The organism is Halovivax sp. (assembly GCA_007119345.1).
Lineage (GTDB): Archaea > Halobacteriota > Halobacteria > Halobacteriales > Natrialbaceae > Halovivax.
Window position 1 is genome coordinate 1 of the sequence record SKPV01000117.1, and the last position, 15982, is coordinate 15982.

Genomic DNA, 15982 nt, shown 5'->3' on the forward strand with positions numbered 1-15982 from the left:
CTCCGCTCCGAGAAGGGCTACTCGCTCGACGTCGACGCTCCGGACGGCAACGTGGCCGAGGAGTTCCTGCTGGAGATGGAGGAGGGATACTGCGTCTACTTCGCGACGGCGATGGTCCAGATGCTGCGAGCCGAGGACGTTCCGGCGCGCTACGCGACCGGCTACACCCCGGGACAGCAGGTCGACGACGACACGTGGGTGGTCCGCGGGCTCGACGCGCACGCCTGGGTCGAGGTGTACTTCCCCGGGCACGGCTGGGTCGAGTTCGAGCCGACGCCGCCGAGCGACCGCGACAGCGTGCACGCCGCCGAACTCGAGGAGGCCCGCGCCGCCGGCGAAGACGGCGTCGACACCGAACAGAGCGAGGACGTCGAGATCGATCACGGCGAGGATCGGGGCGAAGAGGGGATCCTCGACCCCGACCAGGGCGGCGAGGGGAACGTATCGGAGAACGCCAGCGACGATCCGGGTCAGGAGGAAAACCGGTCCGAGGAGCTCCCGAACGGCGGGGCCCACGGCGGCGACCCGGACGCCGATCCCGGCGAGGAGCGAGCGGCCGAGTCGCCGAGGGACTCGCTGCCGATTCCGTCGACCGAGCGCATCGCGCTCGGACTCGTGGTCCTGTTCGGGGCCGCCGCCGGCGCCCACCGGGCCGGCGTCGGACGGTTCGTGAGCCGGGAGGTCCGCCTCCACTGGCAGCGCCGTCGGACGTCGCCGGACGCGGACGTCGAGCGCGCCTACCGTCGCCTCGAACTCGCGCTCGGCCGACGCTACCGACCGCGCCGACCGTCCGAGACGTCCCGGGAGTACCTCGAGGCGCTCTCGCGGGTCCACGATCTCGACCCCCGCGTCCGAGAGGTCGCGGCGGTCCGCGAGCGCGCCACCTACGGCGACGGCGTCGACCGGGAGGCGGCCGACGCGGCGATCGAAGCGGTCGACGGCCTGGTCCGCGGCGAGCTCCCGCTCGTCGGCCGCCGCCTGCGGTGAGGCTGGCGCCGGCGCGACCCGGACGGCGGAGGGCTGACTCCGCGATAGGTCTCGACGCGCCGGCCCTCCGGCGACCGACCGCTGACCTCCTCCCGGACCGGCGACCGACCGTTGACCTCCACCGGACCGGCGACCGACCGCTGGCTTCCCATCGAGTCGCGACGGGCCATCGCTCCGGCGGCCGCCGGCCGGAAAAATACCGTCTCAGCGGTAAAAAGAACCGCAGGACGGCGTCTCCGTCCCGATAGTGTTTAATATGCTCATTTCGTAGATTGCCACGTAATGTCGGAAGTCTGCTCGACGTGCGGGCTGCCCGAGGAACTCTGCGTCTGCGAGGACGTGGCCAAGGGCCAACAGCAGCTCACCATCCGCATTGACGAGCGCAGATACGGCAAAGAGGTAACGATCATCGAAGGGTTCGATCCGAAGGACGTCGATCTCGACAGTCTCTCATCGGATCTCAAGTCCAAGTTCGCCTGCGGCGGCACCGTCGAGGACAATCACATCGAACTCCAGGGCAATCACACCGGCCGCGTCGAGGACTTCCTCCGCGATCGCGGCTTCAACGTCGCCTGAGCCCGCGATGATCTGAGACGACTTCCGATATCGCGGTCGCGCGCCGTTCGTTCCGAGCGGCGCATCGCGAGTCGACCGCCGGGCGCGATCGTCGACGATTCGACCGCTCGGGAACTCTCCCGTTCGCGATCACCGGACGCGCGCGATTCGCTCGCTCGCGGTCCCCGTCCGCGCCGCGGTTCGCTGCGCTTTCGGCTCACTTCGTCCGCGGGTCCCGTGCTCACGGCTGGCCGCACTCGCGCGTCCCGCGCTCACGGCCGGCCGTACTGGTGAGTCGCGTGCATACGGCCGGCCGAACTCCCGAGTCCCGTGCTCACGGCTCGGTTCGTTCGCCGCTCGTTGTCCCGGGGTTCTCGCTCCCGAGCGGGTGAGAACCGCGCGGCCTCAGAACGGCGCGTCGGCCGCCGTTTCGTCGTCGCCCTCGTCGGCGACGAGCTCGTAGTCGTCGGCCCACTCGTTCAGGCCGCCGGCCATGCTCTCGACGCGGGCGTCGGCACACCCCTCGTAGGAGCCGATGAGCCGCGCGGCCTGGACGCTCGCCTGCCCCTTCGGGCAGACCGTCACGACGCGATCGGCGCCGTCGAGCTCGTCGATCCGCCGCGAGAGCTCGTGGAACGGCAGGTTCTCGCTGTCCGGGATGTGCCCGCGCGCGAAGCTCGCCTCGTCGCGGATGTCGACGACGCGCACGTCCGCGCCGTCTTCGAGGAGTTCGTGGACCTCCTCCGGGTCGATCTCGTCGTCCATCGTCGGACGGTTCGGTCCCGGGCCGAATAAGATCACGGTTCGGCCCGCCCTCCGACGGCCGCGATCGTCCGGCGCGCGGCTCAGAGCAGCCCGTCTGCTCTCGCGAGCAACAGCGCGCTGATCGTCGAATCGTTCGCCGGCTCCTCGCGGGCGCGAGCGAACGCCTCGTCGATCGGGACGGTGACGACCTCGAGGAACTCGTTGGAGTCGAGCTCGCGCTCGCCGGGCTCCAGGCCCTCGGCGTAGACGATCCCCCGATCGTGTCGGAGCACGCCGGTCGCGACGGCGTACTCCTGGAGGAGGGCGGTGCTCGAGGGGTGAAAGCCGGTCTCCTCTTCGAGCTCGCGCGCGGCCGCCGTCGTGTACGACTCGCCGTCCTCGACGATTCCGGCCGGCAGCTCGAGGTGGGTCTCGCGGATCGTCGGCCGATACTGTTCGACGAAGAGCACCTCGTCGTCGGCCCGGGCGACGATCACCACCGCGGGCGGCAGGTCGGCCCAGTAGTAGCGCTTCTCGCTGCCGTCGGGCTGTTCGACCAGGTCGTAGCCGCCGTCGTACCAGCCGGTCTCGTACTCGGTTTCCGAGTCCAGCACCGGCCAGCGGTCCGTGTCGGTCATCGATTCGGACTGGGGGTTCCGGTGCCGAGAAGCTGGCGATCCGGGGACTTCCGGCGGCGGGCGGTCGTCGCCGTGACCATCGCTCGCGGTTCCGGTCACGGCACCGACCGCTTCGGACCGCCCCCGCGACCGAGAGGCTGGCGATCGTCCGTCCCGGGAAACGTGATGGCTGGGCGAACATTGCAAAACTCCTGTATACTTCGGGTGCGAAGTCGGGGCCGACGACTCCACCACCATGCAACCTCACGGACAATCGTTATGGCCCTCCTCCCCGCGAGACGGATCGACGCGGCCGACGCTTCCGGTTGATCCGTCGGATCGCCCGCGGAGACTCCCTGCTAACGGCCCCGACGGGAGCCGGGGTGAGCCGCGAGAGGTGTGTCGATGATACGGGAGCTCACCGACCGGTTCGCCCAATTCGTCACCACGCACAACCGGCTGGTCATCCTCGCCGTGCTCGTGCTGACCGCCGGCGTCGCGTTCGGGATGGTCCAGGACCAGGGCGAAGCGGACCAGGGGATCGACGACGACGCGATGGGCGACACCGACGTCGCCCAGGCGGCCGACTACATCGAGGACCGATACGGCGACGACGAGCAAACCGAGAACCACACGACCGCCGACGTTTACGTGATGACCGACGACGGCTCGGCGTTCGAGCGGGAGACGCTGCTGGCCGCCCTCGAGTACCAGCGAACGGTCGTCGCCGACGAGACGGTGGCCGCCGACCTCGTCGACGGCGGCGTCGAGGGGCCGCCGAACCTGATCGCCAGGGCGCTGGCCGACGACGAGACGGCCGATCTCGACGCCCAGTACGACGCGATCGACGGCGCGAGCGACGAGGAGATCGCGGCGGCCGTCGCGGACGTGTTCGACGGCGGGGAGGAGACGACCTTCTTCATGCCCACCTCCTACGAGGTCGGAGCCACCGAGGCGGACTCGTTCCGGATGACGTTCGCCTTCGAGGCGGGCGACGGCGAGCGGATGGGCCCCGGTCCCGACTTCGCCATCCAGGCGGTGCTGTACGAGACCGGGACCGAGTCCGACTCGCCGGCGATCTTCGCGGACGGCCAGCCGGTGTGGGCGGAACTGAACGAGGATCTCCTCTCGGAGATAGCCTGGCTGATCATCCCGTCGGTGCTCTGCTTGCTGGTCATCATCCTCGGCTTCGCCTACCGGGACGTCACCGACGTCCTGATCGGCTTCGCCGGCACGGTGTTCGCGCTCGTCTGGATGGCGGGGCTGATGGGCTGGATGGGTCTGTTGAATCAGACGACGGCGATCGTCGCGCCGGTGCTGATCGCCGCCATCAGCATCGACTTCGGTTTCCACGTCTTCATGCGGTACCGGGAGCGTCGCGATCCCGGGGCGGAGATCCGCGTGGCGCTCAGACGGTCGACGGCCGCCGTCTCGATCGCGTTCGTCCTCGTGACGGTGACGGCGGCGATCGGCTTCCTCTCGAACCAGTTCAGCCCGGTCGGGGTGGTCCGCGATCTCGGCGTGGCGATCACGCTCGGCGTCGTCGCCGCGCTGATCGTCTTCACCACGCTCGTCCCGGCGCTGAAGGTGAGCGCGGACGGTCTCTGGGAGCGCTTCGGCTTCGATCGCCGGAAGACCCCGCTGGGGAAAGGCAAATACCTCAGCCGCGTGCTCGCCACCGGCGCGACGCTCGCCAGGCGAGCGCCCGTCGCCGTCGTCGTCGTCGCGCTCGTCGTCGGCCTCGTCGGCGGGCTGGCGTTCACCGAACTCGACCGCGAGGCCTGGCAGGAGTTCGACCCCGACGACGTCCCCGACTGGCAGGCCGAGCTCCCCGGTCCGATGGCGGTCGAGAGCCACGAGTCCGAGATCGTCGAGCGAATGGAGTACGTCAGGGCTAACTTCCAGGCCGACCGGGAGGGGCTCACCGAGGGCGGTTCCGGCTACACCACGATGCTCCTCGAGGGCGAGGAGAGCGTCGCGACCGCCGAGGCGATGGCCGCCGTCGACGCCGGCCACGAGGCGAGCGCCGAGGCCGATACCGACGTCGTCCTCGAGCAAGGTGGCGAGGTCCGGGTCGTCTCGGTGCTCACGGTGATGGACGCCGTCGCCGCCGAGGACGAGGAGTTCGCGGGCACCCTCGAGGCGGCGGACACGAACGACGACGGCGTGCCGGACTCGGATCTCGAGGCGGTGTTCGACGAACTGTTCGCGCTCGCCCCGGAGGAGGCCGAGGCCGTCCTCGAACGGACGGACGACGGCGCCTACGAGTCGACGCTGGTGCAGGTGCCCGCCCGGCAGGAGTTCGGCTCCGACCGCGCGGTCGTGATGTACGGAATCGCCGACGAGATGGCCGACGAATCCGGTCTCGAGGTGACCGCCGTCGGCACCGGCACGATCAACGACGCCGAGATGGGCCAGATCACCGACGGCATCGTCCGGACGCTGCTGATCGCGATGGTCGGGGTGTTGCTCGCGGTCGCGTTCGTCTACCGGTACGTCCACGGCAGCGCGACGCTCGGAGCGATCACGGTCGTGCCGATCGCGCTCGCGCTCGGCTTCGTCTTCGGCGGCATGTACCTCGCGGGACAGCCGCTGACGCTGACGACGGCGCTGCTCGTGAGCGTCACCATCGGCCTCGGCATCGACTACAACATCCACCTCAGCGACCGGTTCGGCCAGGAGCTCCACGACGGCCGCGACGCGGCGACCGCGCTCACCGAGGCCGTCACCGGAACCGGCGGCGCCCTGCTCGGCAGCGCCGTCACCTCCGGCGGCGCCTTCTCGCTGCTCGTCCTCGTCCCGGAGCCCCAGCTGACCTCCTTCGGCCTCATCACCGCGCTCGCGCTGGGCGTCTCGTTCCTGCTGAGCGTCTTCGTCCTCCCAAGTCTGCTCTGGCTGTGGGCGACTCGCGCCGGGGTCGCCGATTCGCCGGAGTCGTCCACCGGAACCGTCTCCGGGGACTAGAGGCGCCGCCGCTCGACTTCTCCGCACTCCGCGACCGACCGACGCTCAGGCGTCCCGCACCTTCCGATAGAGTCGCCCGAACGCCTGCCGGCGCAGCGTCGCGACGGCCGCCGCCTCCTCGTGCTGGAAGGTGGCCGCGACGGCCTCGCCGTCGGGCCCGGCGTGCCAGACCACCCGATCGACGGCCTCGTGGCCGGCCTCGTGGACCTCGCCGTCGTAGGACGCCCGCCACTCGTCGTACTCCTCGCGACTGCCGACGGTCACCTCGAGCAAGCTCGCGAAGATGGCGTCGCGGGCGGTCTCGACGACCTCGCCCGTCACCCGTTCGTCGTACTCCTCGCGGTCGAACTCCATCGCCCGCGCGACCTCGCGGACGGCCGTCCGGGCCGCCGGCCCGACGGCCTCGTAGCGGTCGCGCGCCTCCTCGGCTGTCTCGGGCGCGAACCGTCCCTGGGTCTCCATGGTCGAGCCGTCGGGTGGCGGAAAGTTACGCCTTTCCAACTCGGGCGGTTACGCGTCGCCGTCGTCTTCCTGGCCCGCGTCCGTCGCCGGGTCGCGTTCGGCGGTGTCGCCCGCCTCCGTCGCCCGGTCGCGCTCCGGCGTGTCGTCCGCCTCCGCCGCCCCGTCGGCCGCAGACGCCTCGTCGCCCTCGGACATCCGCTCGGTCAGTTCGCGGGCCTCCTCGAGAACCGCGTCGACGCGACCGGTTTCGCCACCCGGCGCGGGACCGCCCCGCCCCGGCCGGCGAGTTTGCGCCGCCAGCTCCGCCTCCAGGTTCGGCGCGCGCCCGCCGGCGTCGTCGAATCCGGGCGTCTCGATCTCGGTCGCGTACTCGACCGCTCGCTCGGCGAGCTCCTCGGGTCCGCACTCGCCCCAGTCGGGCGTGTGCGTCTCGAGCCACTCCCGGTGGTCGGCCCGACCGACCGAGGCGGTCACGGCGAGGTGGTTCGCGAGGTGGACTCCGTCGGCCTGTTCGGCGCCACAGACCGGGCAGGCGTATCCCATACCCGGTTTCAGGGGCGCGGACGGAAAAACGCCTCCGGTGGGCGGGCGGACCGCTCGCGGCCGCGGGGCGCTGCACGTCCCGCCGTTCCGGACGGTTCGGATGAGCAGGCCCCACAGCGGGACGGCCACGGTGAGACCCAGTGCGGCGTGCACCCGTGGCGACTCGGCGCGCGGACTCCCTCCCGGAACGAGGATCGTCAGCAGGATCACGCCGGGATCGTCAGCAGGATCACGCCGAGTCGAGGCGCGAGAGCGCGTGACTCGACCGTCCGCGTCGGTCACTCGATCTCCCGGACCATCACGACGGCGTCCTCCTCGTCGCCGTAGTAGCCCGGGATCCGGCGGAGCGGGCCGAAGCCGAACTCCCGGTAGAGCGCGATCGCCGGTTCGTTGGACTCGCGGACCTCCAGCTTGACCGAGTCCGCCCCGTGCGCGCGGAGCGTCCCCAGAACCCGCCCCAGCAGGGCCGTCGCGATCCCTTCTCCGCGCCGGTCGGGGTGGACGGCGATGTCCTTCAGGTGCCCGACGAAGCCGCCGTGGGTCGGCGAGACGTCCGCGACCGCGTAGCCGACGACCGCGGTTTCCCCTTCGACCGCGACCAGGAAGCCGGGTTCCCCGAGGAACTGCTCGAACGCCTCCGCCGGCCACGGCTGCGGGAACGACGCCGATTCGATGCGCTGGACGGCCAGCAGGTCCGCTCGCTCGGCGCGTCGGATGCTGACGCCGTCCGGCCCGGGGTGGGCGACGGTCACGTGCGGGGGTACGGGCTCGCGATACAAGTAGTGTGGTCGATCGGAGCCGACGTCGACGCTAGTATGCTAGAACCGCCACTTACGGCCGCCTCCGCCGTAGTATCCTGCGACCCGCACGCCTCGCGGGCGATTCGCACGCATGACCCACGCAGGGACCCCGTCGGACGCCGACCGATCGCTCCGAAACTCCGCGGACGAGCTCGAGCCGAGCTCTCGGCTCGTCCTGACGGTCGCGGATCGAACCGGCGCGTCGTTCGAGGAGCTGCCGCCGCTGTACGAGGCGATCGATCCGGAAGCGCTCGACCGGCTGGTGACGGCCGGACGCACGCCGTCGCTCGAGGTGCACTTCGCGTACGCGGGGTTCCGCGTGAGCGTCGGCGGCGACGGCGCGATCGAATTACGCCGGGCCGATTCCTGACGCGACCGATCCTCCCGACGGCCGATCACCCGGTCCGGCGTCGATGGGCTCGGGACGTTCACCCGGTCCGGCGTCGATGAGTTAGACATCACCTCGGGTTCGTGACGCGCCGGTCCGCGGGGCTCCCCTCATCGCCGTCGACGAACGGTCGTCGGCAACGCGCTCTCCGGCCTGAGCGTCAGGGACGGCTGCAGCGAGAGCGGCTCCTCGGCCGAGACGTCGAGGTTGACGCGGCCGACCATCGTCGCCAGGCCGAGCGTCAGCTCCTGGCGGGCGAAGCGCATCCCGATGCAGTGGCGGGGCCCGCCCCCGAACGGGAAGTACGCGAAGTCGGGGCGGTCGACGTCGCGCTCCCACCGCGAGGGATCGAACGTCTCCGGATCGTCCCAGAACCGCTCGTCGCGGTGGAGTACCCACTGCGGGCAGATCACCTGCGCGCCCGCGGGGAGTTCGTAGTTCCCCAGGGTAACGCGCTCGGTCGTCTGACGCGCCGTGGCCGTCGCCGGCGGGTAGAGCCGGAGCGTCTCCGCGACCACGTTGCCGGTCAGCTCGAGGTCGTCGACGTCGTCGGCCCCGGGGAGCGGGCGGCCGTCCTCGTCGGCGCCGTCGACCGCCGGCTCCCCGACGACCGCGTCGTGTTCGTCGACGAGCCCGGCCAGCACCTCGGGGTGGTCGCTCAGGAGGTACCAGGCGTACGTGAACGTCACCGCCGTGCTGTCGTGACCGCCGAGGATCATCGCCACGAGGTTGTCCCGGACCTCTTCGACCGAGAGGGCGCCGCGTTCGCGGGCCGCGAGGAGGGCGGCGGCGACGTCGCGAGGTCCGTCGTTCCCGACCGACGGTGCAGCCGCGCCGTCTCCCTCGTCGCGGGACCCGGCCGCACCGTCTCCCTCGTCGTGCGACCCGGTCCCGACGAACTCGCCGCCGTCCGACGCGGACCGGTCCGCGGCACCGTCCCCGCGGGGGCCGGGGTCGCCCTCGGTCGACTCGATGTCGCCCGCCGATCGCTCCTCGATCGCCGCCTCGACGAACGCGTCCAGCTCGCGGACCGCCCGGCGGAACCGGCGCTCGGTCGGCGTCGGAACCCAGTCGGGCAGCAGCTGGCCGGGCCGCCGCTGGTCGCCCCTGGCGATCGTGGCGTCCGCGGCCTCCAAGATCACGTCCTCGCGGCCCTCGACGTCGACGTCCACGAGCGTCCGAGTGAGCACGTCGAGGCTCAGCAGGCGCATCTCCCGGTGGAGGTCGAACCGCTCGCCATCGTCCCAGCCGTCGACGCGGTCGGCGACCGCCGCGGCCATTCCGTCGGCGTACCGGTCGACCGCGTCGCGGATGAACGCGGGCTGGAGGGCGGTGCGCAGGCGGCGCCAGCGTTCGCCGCGGTTGGCCGTGACGGCGTGATCCTCGAGCCCGGCGAAGGCCTCGCGCTGGATCTCGCTCAGCTCGAAGCGCGAGCGGTCGAGCAGGACTCGCTCGATCAGGTCGGGGTCCGAGACGAGGTAGGCCCGCTGGCCGGGAAATCGCAGCTCGACGACGTCGCCGAGCTCGGCCCACCGTTCGAACGCGCCGAGCGGGTCCGTCGCGAACGCGTAACCCTGGCCGAGCACCGGGAGACCGTCCGGGCTCGGCGGCGTCGTGGCGTCGCTCATGGGGAACGGTACGGACGCCGCCGCGATAGCGCTGCGCCGACGCATCCGAACCCGGTTTATATGCGGCCGGCGTGCGATAGCACGACCCACGAATGCGCTACGTCAGGGTTGCGCTCCGGACCGACGAGCCGGCCTTCCACCCGGTCGAGCACCGCCTCGCGACCGAGCCCGACCTTCGCCGCCGGGCGATTCACGCCGTCGAGGAACTCGCGGACGGGACGCTCGTTCTCGTGGGGGAGGTCGACGGCGACCGCGACCGGTACCGGGAGCTGCTGGCCGACGTCGACGCGGTCCGCGAGTTCGCCGTCGCCGACGACGGGTCGGGGGTCGCCTACAGCCGCGTTGAGCCGACGCCGCTCGCCGAGCGGATCCTCCGACGCCAGCGGGAGAGCCCGGTCGTCGTCGTGCCGCCGATCGAGTACGCCGCCGACGGCGCCCAGCTGGTCACGCTGGTGGGCCGGGAGGCGGACCTGGCTGGCGCGGCCGGGGCGGTCCCGGACGAGCTCGACGTCGAGCTCGTCTCGACCGGCCCGTATCGGCCGGACCGAGACGGCCTCCTGGCCGACCTCACGGAGCGCCAGCGGGAGGTCGTCGCGACGGCCGTCCGACTTGGCTACTACGAGAACCCGCGGGAGGCGACCCACGAGGATATCGCCGCCGAACTGGGCGTCGAGCCCGGAACGGTCGGCAAGCACCTGCGGATCGCGGAGTCGAAGGTGTTCTCGCGGGTGCTGGGGTAGCCCGCGCGAGAACCTCCGGGGTACCGACGGATCCCCGCGCGCACCGGCGCTCCAGCCGCCGGTCGCGGGCCGACTGCTACGGCTCGCGTTCGCTCCCGCGCCTCGAACCGTCGGCGCCGGCTCCTCCGGCGCCGTTCCTCGGATCGGCACCGCGAACGTCCTCGCCGTTCCACCTCTCGCCGCGGGTCGACTCGCGGCGCAGCGCCGCCCCGGCCGCCCCGCCGAGTCCCCCGACGAGGGTCGCGAGGGCGCCGCCGACCAGGATCGCGATCAGCAGGATCGCCAGCGCGACCCCGGCTCCCCCGGTCGCCGGCAGCTGTGCGGCGAGCCAGTAGCTGAACGCGGCCATGGCGCTCAGCGCGACGATTCCGCACGCGGCGACTCCCGCGAAGGCACCCGTCCACGGGCACCCGCGGACCAGATATCCGGCGACGGCGCCGCCGAGCGCCGGCGCGAGGACGACCAGGGACCACGACGTCGCGATCCCGGCGATCGTCGCGGCGACCGCGACGACGACTCCCGCGCCGACGGCGGCCGCCCAGCGAACGACCGGTCCCCGATCTTCGCCGATCCCTCGCTCGCGCATAGTGGCGCGCACGCAGGCCGATCGTTTCAATCCTGCCCCGCGTACCTTCGCGTCGGCCGGGGCGATTCTCCAGTCCGACCGGGACCAGGGGGAGTCCCTTCGCAACGCTTTTTACGCCCCTGGACGGTGTGTCAGCACATGACGCCCGAATCCCGGGGACGTCGGAGCGCCGCTCGCGGGTCGCTTCGCTCCCCGCTCGCCATCTCGCGGTTCTCGCCGCGCTCGGACCGCGCCGCTCGCCAGCCGCCGCGATCGGTGACGGGATTCGGCTTCTTTTTCGCCCGGTGACGGGCCGGTGGAACCCCGGGGCGCCCACACCGGGTTCCTCGGGGCGAAACCGACCGCGACGGGACCGGGCGAGTCGCTGCGGTCGACCCGCTCGCCGCCGGCGTCGACGGTCGCCGCGGCCGATCCGTCGGCGCCGCGAGTCGGAAGCGCTAACTGAACGACACGCCGGAATACGACCAAGCGAATGCAACTACCACAGGCACAGGTCGCGGTCCTCGAGGCCGCGAGCGCGGACGAGGCACGGTCCGTCGACGCCCTCGCGGCGGCGACCGATCTGCCCCCTGAGACCGTCACGGGCGCGCTGTTCGCGCTCGAGGAGGAGGGGCTGGTCGCCGTCGACGAGCGCGTCGAGGAGACGCTCGCCGTCACCGACGAGGGACGCGAGTACGCGAACGCGGGGCTCCCCGAGGTCCGACTCTATCGGGCGGCCCTGGACGCGGGCGCCGACGCGGAACCCGTCCAGATGGGTCAGGTGATCGGCCGGTCCGGGCTCGAGGGCCCGCAGGTCGACATCGCCCTCTCGAACTACGCGCGGAAAGGTTACGGTACGATCGACAGTGGGGAACTCGCGGCCGATCCGGACGCCGACCCGGACGCCGACGCGGAGGCGAACGCGCTCGAGACGCTCGCCGAGGCGGCGGCCGCGGACGAGGATGGCGAGGCCGGCGCGGGCGATGCGGACGCCGACGAACCAGCCGGCGTCCCCGCCGACGCCGTCGACGCGGACGCGGAGACGCTCGACGAACTCGAGCGCCGCGCCCTCCTCGAGCGGTCGGAGACGACGGTCCGCTCGGCGACGCTCACCGAGCTGGGCGTGACGGAGCTGATGGCCGGCGTGGAGGCGGCCGAGACGGTCGGGCAGGTGACGCCCGAACTGCTGACGAGTGGCGAGTGGCGCGACGTCGAGTTCGCGGAGTACAACGTGGCGGCCGACGCCGAGGAGCTGCGGCCCGGACGCGTCCACGTCCTTCGCCGGACGGCCGAGCGCGTCAAGGAGGTGCTCGTGGGGATGGGCTTCCGGGAGATGGACGGCCCGCACGCGGACGCGGACTTCTGGATCAACGACTGCCTGTTCATGCCCCAGGATCACCCCGCCAGAACGCACTGGGACCGGTTCGCCCTCGAGGAGCCGAGTCACATCGACGAGCTTCCCGCCGACCTCGTCGAGCGCGTCGAGCGCGCCCACCGCGAGGGCGTCGGCGAGGACGGCGAGGGGTATCACTCGCCGTGGGACGAGGACTTCGCGCGGGCGCTCGCGCTGCGCGGGCACACCACCTCGCTGTCCACGCGGTACCTCTCGGGCCACCAGATCGGCGAGATCGAGCCGCCGGCGCGCTTCTTCAGCGTCGAGAAGGCCTACCGTAACGACACGCTGGACGCCACCCACCTGCTGGAGTTCTTCCAGATCGAGGGCTGGGTGATGGCCGAGGAGCTCTCCGTGCGCGATCTCATGGGCACCTTCGAGGAGTTCTACGCCCACTTCGGGATCGAGGACATCCGGTTCAAACCGCACTACAACCCCTACACCGAGCCGAGCTTCGAGCTGTTCGGCACCCACCCGACGACGGGCGAGCTGATCGAGATCGGCAACTCCGGCATCTTCCGCGAGGAGATGCTCGAGCCCCTCGGCGTCGACTGCGACGTGATGGCCTGGGGGCTCGCCCTGGAGCGCCTGGCGATGCTCGTGACGGGCGCGGAGGACATCCGCGACCTCCACGGCACGCTCGCCGACCTCGAGTTCCTGCGGAACGCGGAGGTGATCTACTGATGCCCACCGTCGAGATCGATCCCGACGAGCTGCGCACCCTCTCCGGCGCGGAGAAGGGCGACGACGAGCTGATCGACGACCTGTTCGGCCTCGGCCTGGAGTACGAGGGCGAGACCGAGGACGGCGCCTTCGAGCTCGAGTTCGCGCCCGACCGGCTCGATCGCCTCTCCGTCGAGGGGATCGCGCGCTCGCTGCGGTATCACTACGGCGACGACCGCGGCGTCTACGTCCCGAAGACGAACGCCCCCGACTGGACGATCGAGGTCGACGCGGACGTTCCCGCCGAGCGCCCCTACGTCACCGGCGCCGTGATCCGCGGCGTGGACCTGGACGAGGACTCGCTCGACTCGCTCATCCAGCTCCAGGAGAAGCTCCACGCGACGATGGGGCGCAAACGGGTCAAGGGCGCGATCGGGATCCACGATCTGACGATGCTGAAGGGATCCCAAGCGACGGAGGGCAACCCCGCGATCCGCTACACCGGCGTCGCGCCGGACGAAGACCGGTTCGTCCCGCTGGATTCCGATCGCGAGCTGACGCCCGGCGAGGTCCTCGAGGCCCACCAGACGGGCCGCGAGTACGCCCCGATCGTCGCCGACTACGAGGCGATGCCCGCGATCTACGACGACCTCGGGCTGTTCTCGTTCCCGCCGGTGATCAACGGCCGGCGGACCGAGGTCTCGACGGACTCCCGGGAGCTGTTCGTCGAGCTGACCGGCACCGACCAGTGGACGATCGACAAGATGTGTGCGATCATCTGCTACGCCCTCGACGCCCGCGGCGCGACGATCGAGGACGTCACCGTCGAGTACCCCGACGAGCCACCCTACGAGGACGTCGGTCGCGAGCTGGTCCGTCCGGACCTCTCGACGAAGGAGAAGACCGTCTCCCACGACCGGATCGAGGCGATCCTGGGGGTCGACCTCGACCCCGACGAGGTGCTCGACCTCGCCGAGCGCGCCGGGCTCGACGCCGAGAAGGCCGAGCGCGAGGGCGGCGGCGGTGCGGCGACCGAAGCCGGCGCGACCGAAGCCGGGCGCGGCGACCTCGTCTACGCGGTGACGATCCCGCCCTACCGCGTCGACGTCCTCCACCCGCTGGACGTCGTCGACGACCTCGGCCGCGCGTTCGGCTTCGGCGAACTCGATCCGAAGTATCCCGACGTGGGGACCGTCGGCGGCCGCCACGAGCGCAGCCGGCTCGAGGAGGCCACCCGCGAGACGCTCGTCGGGCTCGGCTTCGAGGACATGCTGAACTTCCACCTCGTCGGCGAGGCCGAGAACTACGGCCGCGCGAACGTCGAGCCGGGAACCGACGTCCTCGGCGGGGGCGAGCCCGCGACGATCAAGAACCCCTACAGCGAGGACTTCGCGATCGTGCGGACGTGGGCGCTGCCCTCGCTGTTGATGCTGCTCGAGCGCAACACCCACCGCGCGTACCCCCAGGACCTCGCCGAGGTCGGCTTCGTCGCCGAGCGCGACCCGGCCGAGAACACGGGTGTGGGCGAATCCCGCCACGTCGCCGCCGTGCTGGCCCGCCACGACGCCGCCTACGAGGACGCCAAGGCGCGCCTCCAGGCGCTCGCCCGCGCCTTCGACGTCGACCTGGAGACGCCGGCGACCGAGCACCCGACGTTCCTCGACGGCCGAACGGCGAGCGTCCTCCTCGACGGCGCGGACGTCGGCGTGATCGGCGAACTCGACCCGTCGGTGCTCGTCGAGCACGACCTCGAAGTACCCGTCGCGGCGTTCGAGTTCGACCTGGCGGGGCTGCGGGACGCCTGAGCGGACGGACGCCGTGACCGCGCGCGATTACCGATCCGCTGCCTGCCACTGCCGCGGACGCCCTTTTCAGCCGGACGGGCGTTCACCGTTCGATGACCGTACAGCCGCCGCTCGCTCTTTTCGGACCGGAGACGCCGTCGGTCGCGTCGTTCCGATCGACGTCGCCGTCGGTCGCGTCGTCCTCATCGGTATCGCCGTCGTTCGTCGTCGACGCCGTCGGCACGCTCGGGGCGTCCTGGCTGCTGGCGGCGCTCGCGGTGGTCGCGGCGTGGGTCGGCTCGAAGCTGCTCGCGGAGCGACTCCGCCCCCGATTGGAGCGGCGCGTCCTGCGCCCGACGACCGCGAACGCGGTCCTGCTGGTCGGCCGCGCGGTCGTCGTCGCCTACGCCTTCCTCCCGTTCGCCGGGCTGCTCGGCTTCCGACCCCAGAACGTCCTGCTGTCGTTCACCGTCCTCTCGCTGGTGCTGGGGGCGGTGCTCGCGCCGGTCGCGCGCAGCTACGTCAGCGGATTGTTCGTCCTCTTCAACCGGCCGTACGAGGTCGGCGACATGGTCGAGCTCGTCGAGCGCGAGGAGCGGGGCTACGTCGACGACATCACGCTCGGCTACACGCGCCTCTCCACCCTCGGGAACTCGTTTCTCGTGATCCCGAACGAGACGATGCGAGAGCGGGACATCCGCAACCTCTCGGCGGAGGACGAGCGCAGCCGCCTCTCGATCGCGGTCCGGATCACCTACGAGTCCGACCTCGACCGGGCCTGCGAGCTGCTGGCTGACGCCGCCAGGGGCGTCGACGGCGTGCTCGCTGGCGGACCGTCGATCCGCGTCGGCCGGTCGCGGTTCCCCGCCGAGCCGCGGGCGTTCGTCGACGAGTTCGGCGACCACGGCGTCCGCCTCGTGGTCCGCCTCTGGACCGAGGAGCCGTACCTCCCCCGACGGGTTCGCTCGGCCGTCCACCGCGCCGTCTGGTCGGCGTTCGACGACGCGAACGTCGAGTTCGCCTACCCGCACACCCACCACGTCTTCGACGAGACGAGCGGTCGCGCCAGGGTCGCCCTGGATCGGCCCGGCGGGGAGCGCGTCGACGACGGGGCCGATCACGACGGCGACGCCGACCGGACCGGCCGGC

The 15982-nt window shown here is 71.5% G+C and carries 16 protein-coding genes; 9 read left to right on the forward strand and 7 right to left on the reverse strand.

From position 1 onward, the window contains the following. A partial coding sequence (locus tag QZT59_RS07685; protein WP_290813744.1) for a DUF4129 domain-containing transglutaminase family protein occupies nucleotides 1-987 on the forward strand: 987 nt, incomplete at its 5' end. A gap of 282 nt (nucleotides 988-1269) precedes the next feature. Next, nucleotides 1270-1563: a stress response translation initiation inhibitor YciH gene (gene yciH / locus QZT59_RS07690; protein WP_290813747.1), complete on the forward strand. Its 294-nt coding sequence runs from the start codon at nucleotides 1270-1272 to the stop codon at nucleotides 1561-1563. Nucleotides 1564-1947: 384 nt separating this feature from the next. Here yciH and QZT59_RS07695 read toward each other — a convergent pair whose 3' ends face one another. Both QZT59_RS07695 and QZT59_RS07700 read right to left on the reverse strand, forming a co-directional pair. After that, nucleotides 1948-2307 (reverse strand): rhodanese-like domain-containing protein, encoded by a 360-nt coding sequence (locus QZT59_RS07695; RefSeq protein WP_290813750.1) that lies wholly within the window; start codon nucleotides 2305-2307, stop codon nucleotides 1948-1950. Nucleotides 2308-2387: 80 nt separating this feature from the next. Continuing rightward, entirely contained in the window at nucleotides 2388-2924 is a 537-nt protein-coding gene (locus QZT59_RS07700; protein ID WP_290813753.1) for an NUDIX hydrolase, read from the reverse strand. Between the two features lie 384 nt (nucleotides 2925-3308). On the opposite strand from QZT59_RS07700, the gene QZT59_RS07705 reads away from it, so the two are divergent. Beyond that, nucleotides 3309-5867 carry an RND family transporter gene (locus QZT59_RS07705; RefSeq protein WP_290813755.1) on the forward strand — a complete coding sequence of 853 codons (2559 nt, stop codon included), beginning with the start codon at nucleotides 3309-3311 and terminating at the stop codon, nucleotides 5865-5867. A 45-nt stretch (nucleotides 5868-5912) separates the two neighbouring features. Here the strand turns inward: QZT59_RS07705 and QZT59_RS07710 are convergent, their stop codons facing one another. The 3 genes from QZT59_RS07710 to rimI form a co-directional block, all read right to left on the reverse strand. Beyond that, nucleotides 5913-6329 (reverse strand): DUF5809 family protein, encoded by a 417-nt coding sequence (locus QZT59_RS07710; protein ID WP_290813758.1) that lies wholly within the window; start codon nucleotides 6327-6329, stop codon nucleotides 5913-5915. A 48-nt stretch (nucleotides 6330-6377) separates the two neighbouring features. Then, nucleotides 6378-6872 carry a DUF5810 domain-containing protein gene (locus QZT59_RS07715; RefSeq protein ID WP_290813761.1) on the reverse strand — a complete coding sequence of 165 codons (495 nt, stop codon included), beginning with the start codon at nucleotides 6870-6872 and terminating at the stop codon, nucleotides 6378-6380. A gap of 278 nt (nucleotides 6873-7150) precedes the next feature. Further along, nucleotides 7151-7624: a ribosomal protein S18-alanine N-acetyltransferase gene (rimI, locus tag QZT59_RS07720; RefSeq protein ID WP_290813765.1), complete on the reverse strand. Its 474-nt coding sequence runs from the start codon at nucleotides 7622-7624 to the stop codon at nucleotides 7151-7153. Between the two features lie 139 nt (nucleotides 7625-7763). On the opposite strand from rimI, the gene QZT59_RS07725 reads away from it, so the two are divergent. After that, nucleotides 7764-8042 carry a HalOD1 output domain-containing protein gene (locus tag QZT59_RS07725; RefSeq protein WP_290813768.1) on the forward strand — a complete coding sequence of 93 codons (279 nt, stop codon included), beginning with the start codon at nucleotides 7764-7766 and terminating at the stop codon, nucleotides 8040-8042. Nucleotides 8043-8170: 128 nt separating this feature from the next. Here the strand turns inward: QZT59_RS07725 and QZT59_RS07730 are convergent, their stop codons facing one another. Further along, nucleotides 8171-9688, reverse strand: a complete 1518-nt coding sequence (locus tag QZT59_RS07730; RefSeq protein ID WP_290813771.1) for a cytochrome P450 — start codon at nucleotides 9686-9688, stop codon at nucleotides 8171-8173. A gap of 92 nt (nucleotides 9689-9780) precedes the next feature. On the opposite strand from QZT59_RS07730, the gene QZT59_RS07735 reads away from it, so the two are divergent. Then, complete coding sequence (locus QZT59_RS07735; RefSeq protein ID WP_290813773.1) at nucleotides 9781-10428, forward strand: helix-turn-helix domain-containing protein; 648 nt, start codon at nucleotides 9781-9783, stop codon at nucleotides 10426-10428. Between the two features lie 76 nt (nucleotides 10429-10504). Here QZT59_RS07735 and QZT59_RS07740 read toward each other — a convergent pair whose 3' ends face one another. Continuing rightward, entirely contained in the window at nucleotides 10505-11014 is a 510-nt protein-coding gene (locus QZT59_RS07740) for a hypothetical protein (RefSeq protein ID WP_290813775.1), read from the reverse strand. 138 nt (nucleotides 11015-11152) lie between these two features. On the opposite strand from QZT59_RS07740, the gene QZT59_RS07745 reads away from it, so the two are divergent. The 4 genes from QZT59_RS07745 to QZT59_RS07760 all read left to right on the forward strand — a co-directional run. Continuing rightward, complete coding sequence (locus QZT59_RS07745) at nucleotides 11153-11302, forward strand: hypothetical protein (protein WP_290813778.1); 150 nt, start codon at nucleotides 11153-11155, stop codon at nucleotides 11300-11302. Between the two features lie 184 nt (nucleotides 11303-11486). Continuing rightward, entirely contained in the window at nucleotides 11487-13070 is a 1584-nt protein-coding gene (locus QZT59_RS07750; protein WP_290813781.1) for a phenylalanine--tRNA ligase subunit alpha, read from the forward strand. Then, nucleotides 13070-14854, forward strand: coding sequence for a phenylalanine--tRNA ligase subunit beta (gene pheT, locus QZT59_RS07755; protein ID WP_290813783.1), 1785 nt, complete (start codon nucleotides 13070-13072; stop codon nucleotides 14852-14854). The genes QZT59_RS07750 and pheT overlap by 1 nt, the downstream gene beginning before the upstream one ends. A 92-nt stretch (nucleotides 14855-14946) precedes the next feature. Continuing rightward, on the forward strand, nucleotides 14947-15982 hold a 1036-nt coding region (locus QZT59_RS07760; protein ID WP_290813786.1), incomplete at its 3' end, for a mechanosensitive ion channel family protein.

Coding starts and splice junctions, on each gene's coding strand:
- QZT59_RS07715 (WP_290813761.1), bottom strand. CDS start 6,872: ATGGGATACGCCTGCCCGGTCTGTGGCGCCGAACAGGCCGACGGAGTC.
- QZT59_RS07695 (WP_290813750.1), bottom strand. CDS start 2,307: ATGGACGACGAGATCGACCCGGAGGAGGTCCACGAACTCCTCGAAGAC.
- QZT59_RS07750 (WP_290813781.1), top strand. CDS start 11,487: ATGCAACTACCACAGGCACAGGTCGCGGTCCTCGAGGCCGCGAGCGCG.
- QZT59_RS07725 (WP_290813768.1), top strand. CDS start 7,764: ATGACCCACGCAGGGACCCCGTCGGACGCCGACCGATCGCTCCGAAAC.
- QZT59_RS07705 (WP_290813755.1), top strand. CDS start 3,309: ATGATACGGGAGCTCACCGACCGGTTCGCCCAATTCGTCACCACGCAC.
- yciH (WP_290813747.1), top strand. CDS start 1,270: ATGTCGGAAGTCTGCTCGACGTGCGGGCTGCCCGAGGAACTCTGCGTC.
- pheT (WP_290813783.1), top strand. CDS start 13,070: ATGCCCACCGTCGAGATCGATCCCGACGAGCTGCGCACCCTCTCCGGC.
- QZT59_RS07745 (WP_290813778.1), top strand. CDS start 11,153: ATGACGCCCGAATCCCGGGGACGTCGGAGCGCCGCTCGCGGGTCGCTT.
- QZT59_RS07730 (WP_290813771.1), bottom strand. CDS start 9,688: ATGAGCGACGCCACGACGCCGCCGAGCCCGGACGGTCTCCCGGTGCTC.
- QZT59_RS07735 (WP_290813773.1), top strand. CDS start 9,781: ATGCGCTACGTCAGGGTTGCGCTCCGGACCGACGAGCCGGCCTTCCAC.
- QZT59_RS07700 (WP_290813753.1), bottom strand. CDS start 2,924: ATGACCGACACGGACCGCTGGCCGGTGCTGGACTCGGAAACCGAGTAC.
- QZT59_RS07710 (WP_290813758.1), bottom strand. CDS start 6,329: ATGGAGACCCAGGGACGGTTCGCGCCCGAGACAGCCGAGGAGGCGCGC.
- QZT59_RS07740 (WP_290813775.1), bottom strand. CDS start 11,014: ATGCGCGAGCGAGGGATCGGCGAAGATCGGGGACCGGTCGTTCGCTGG.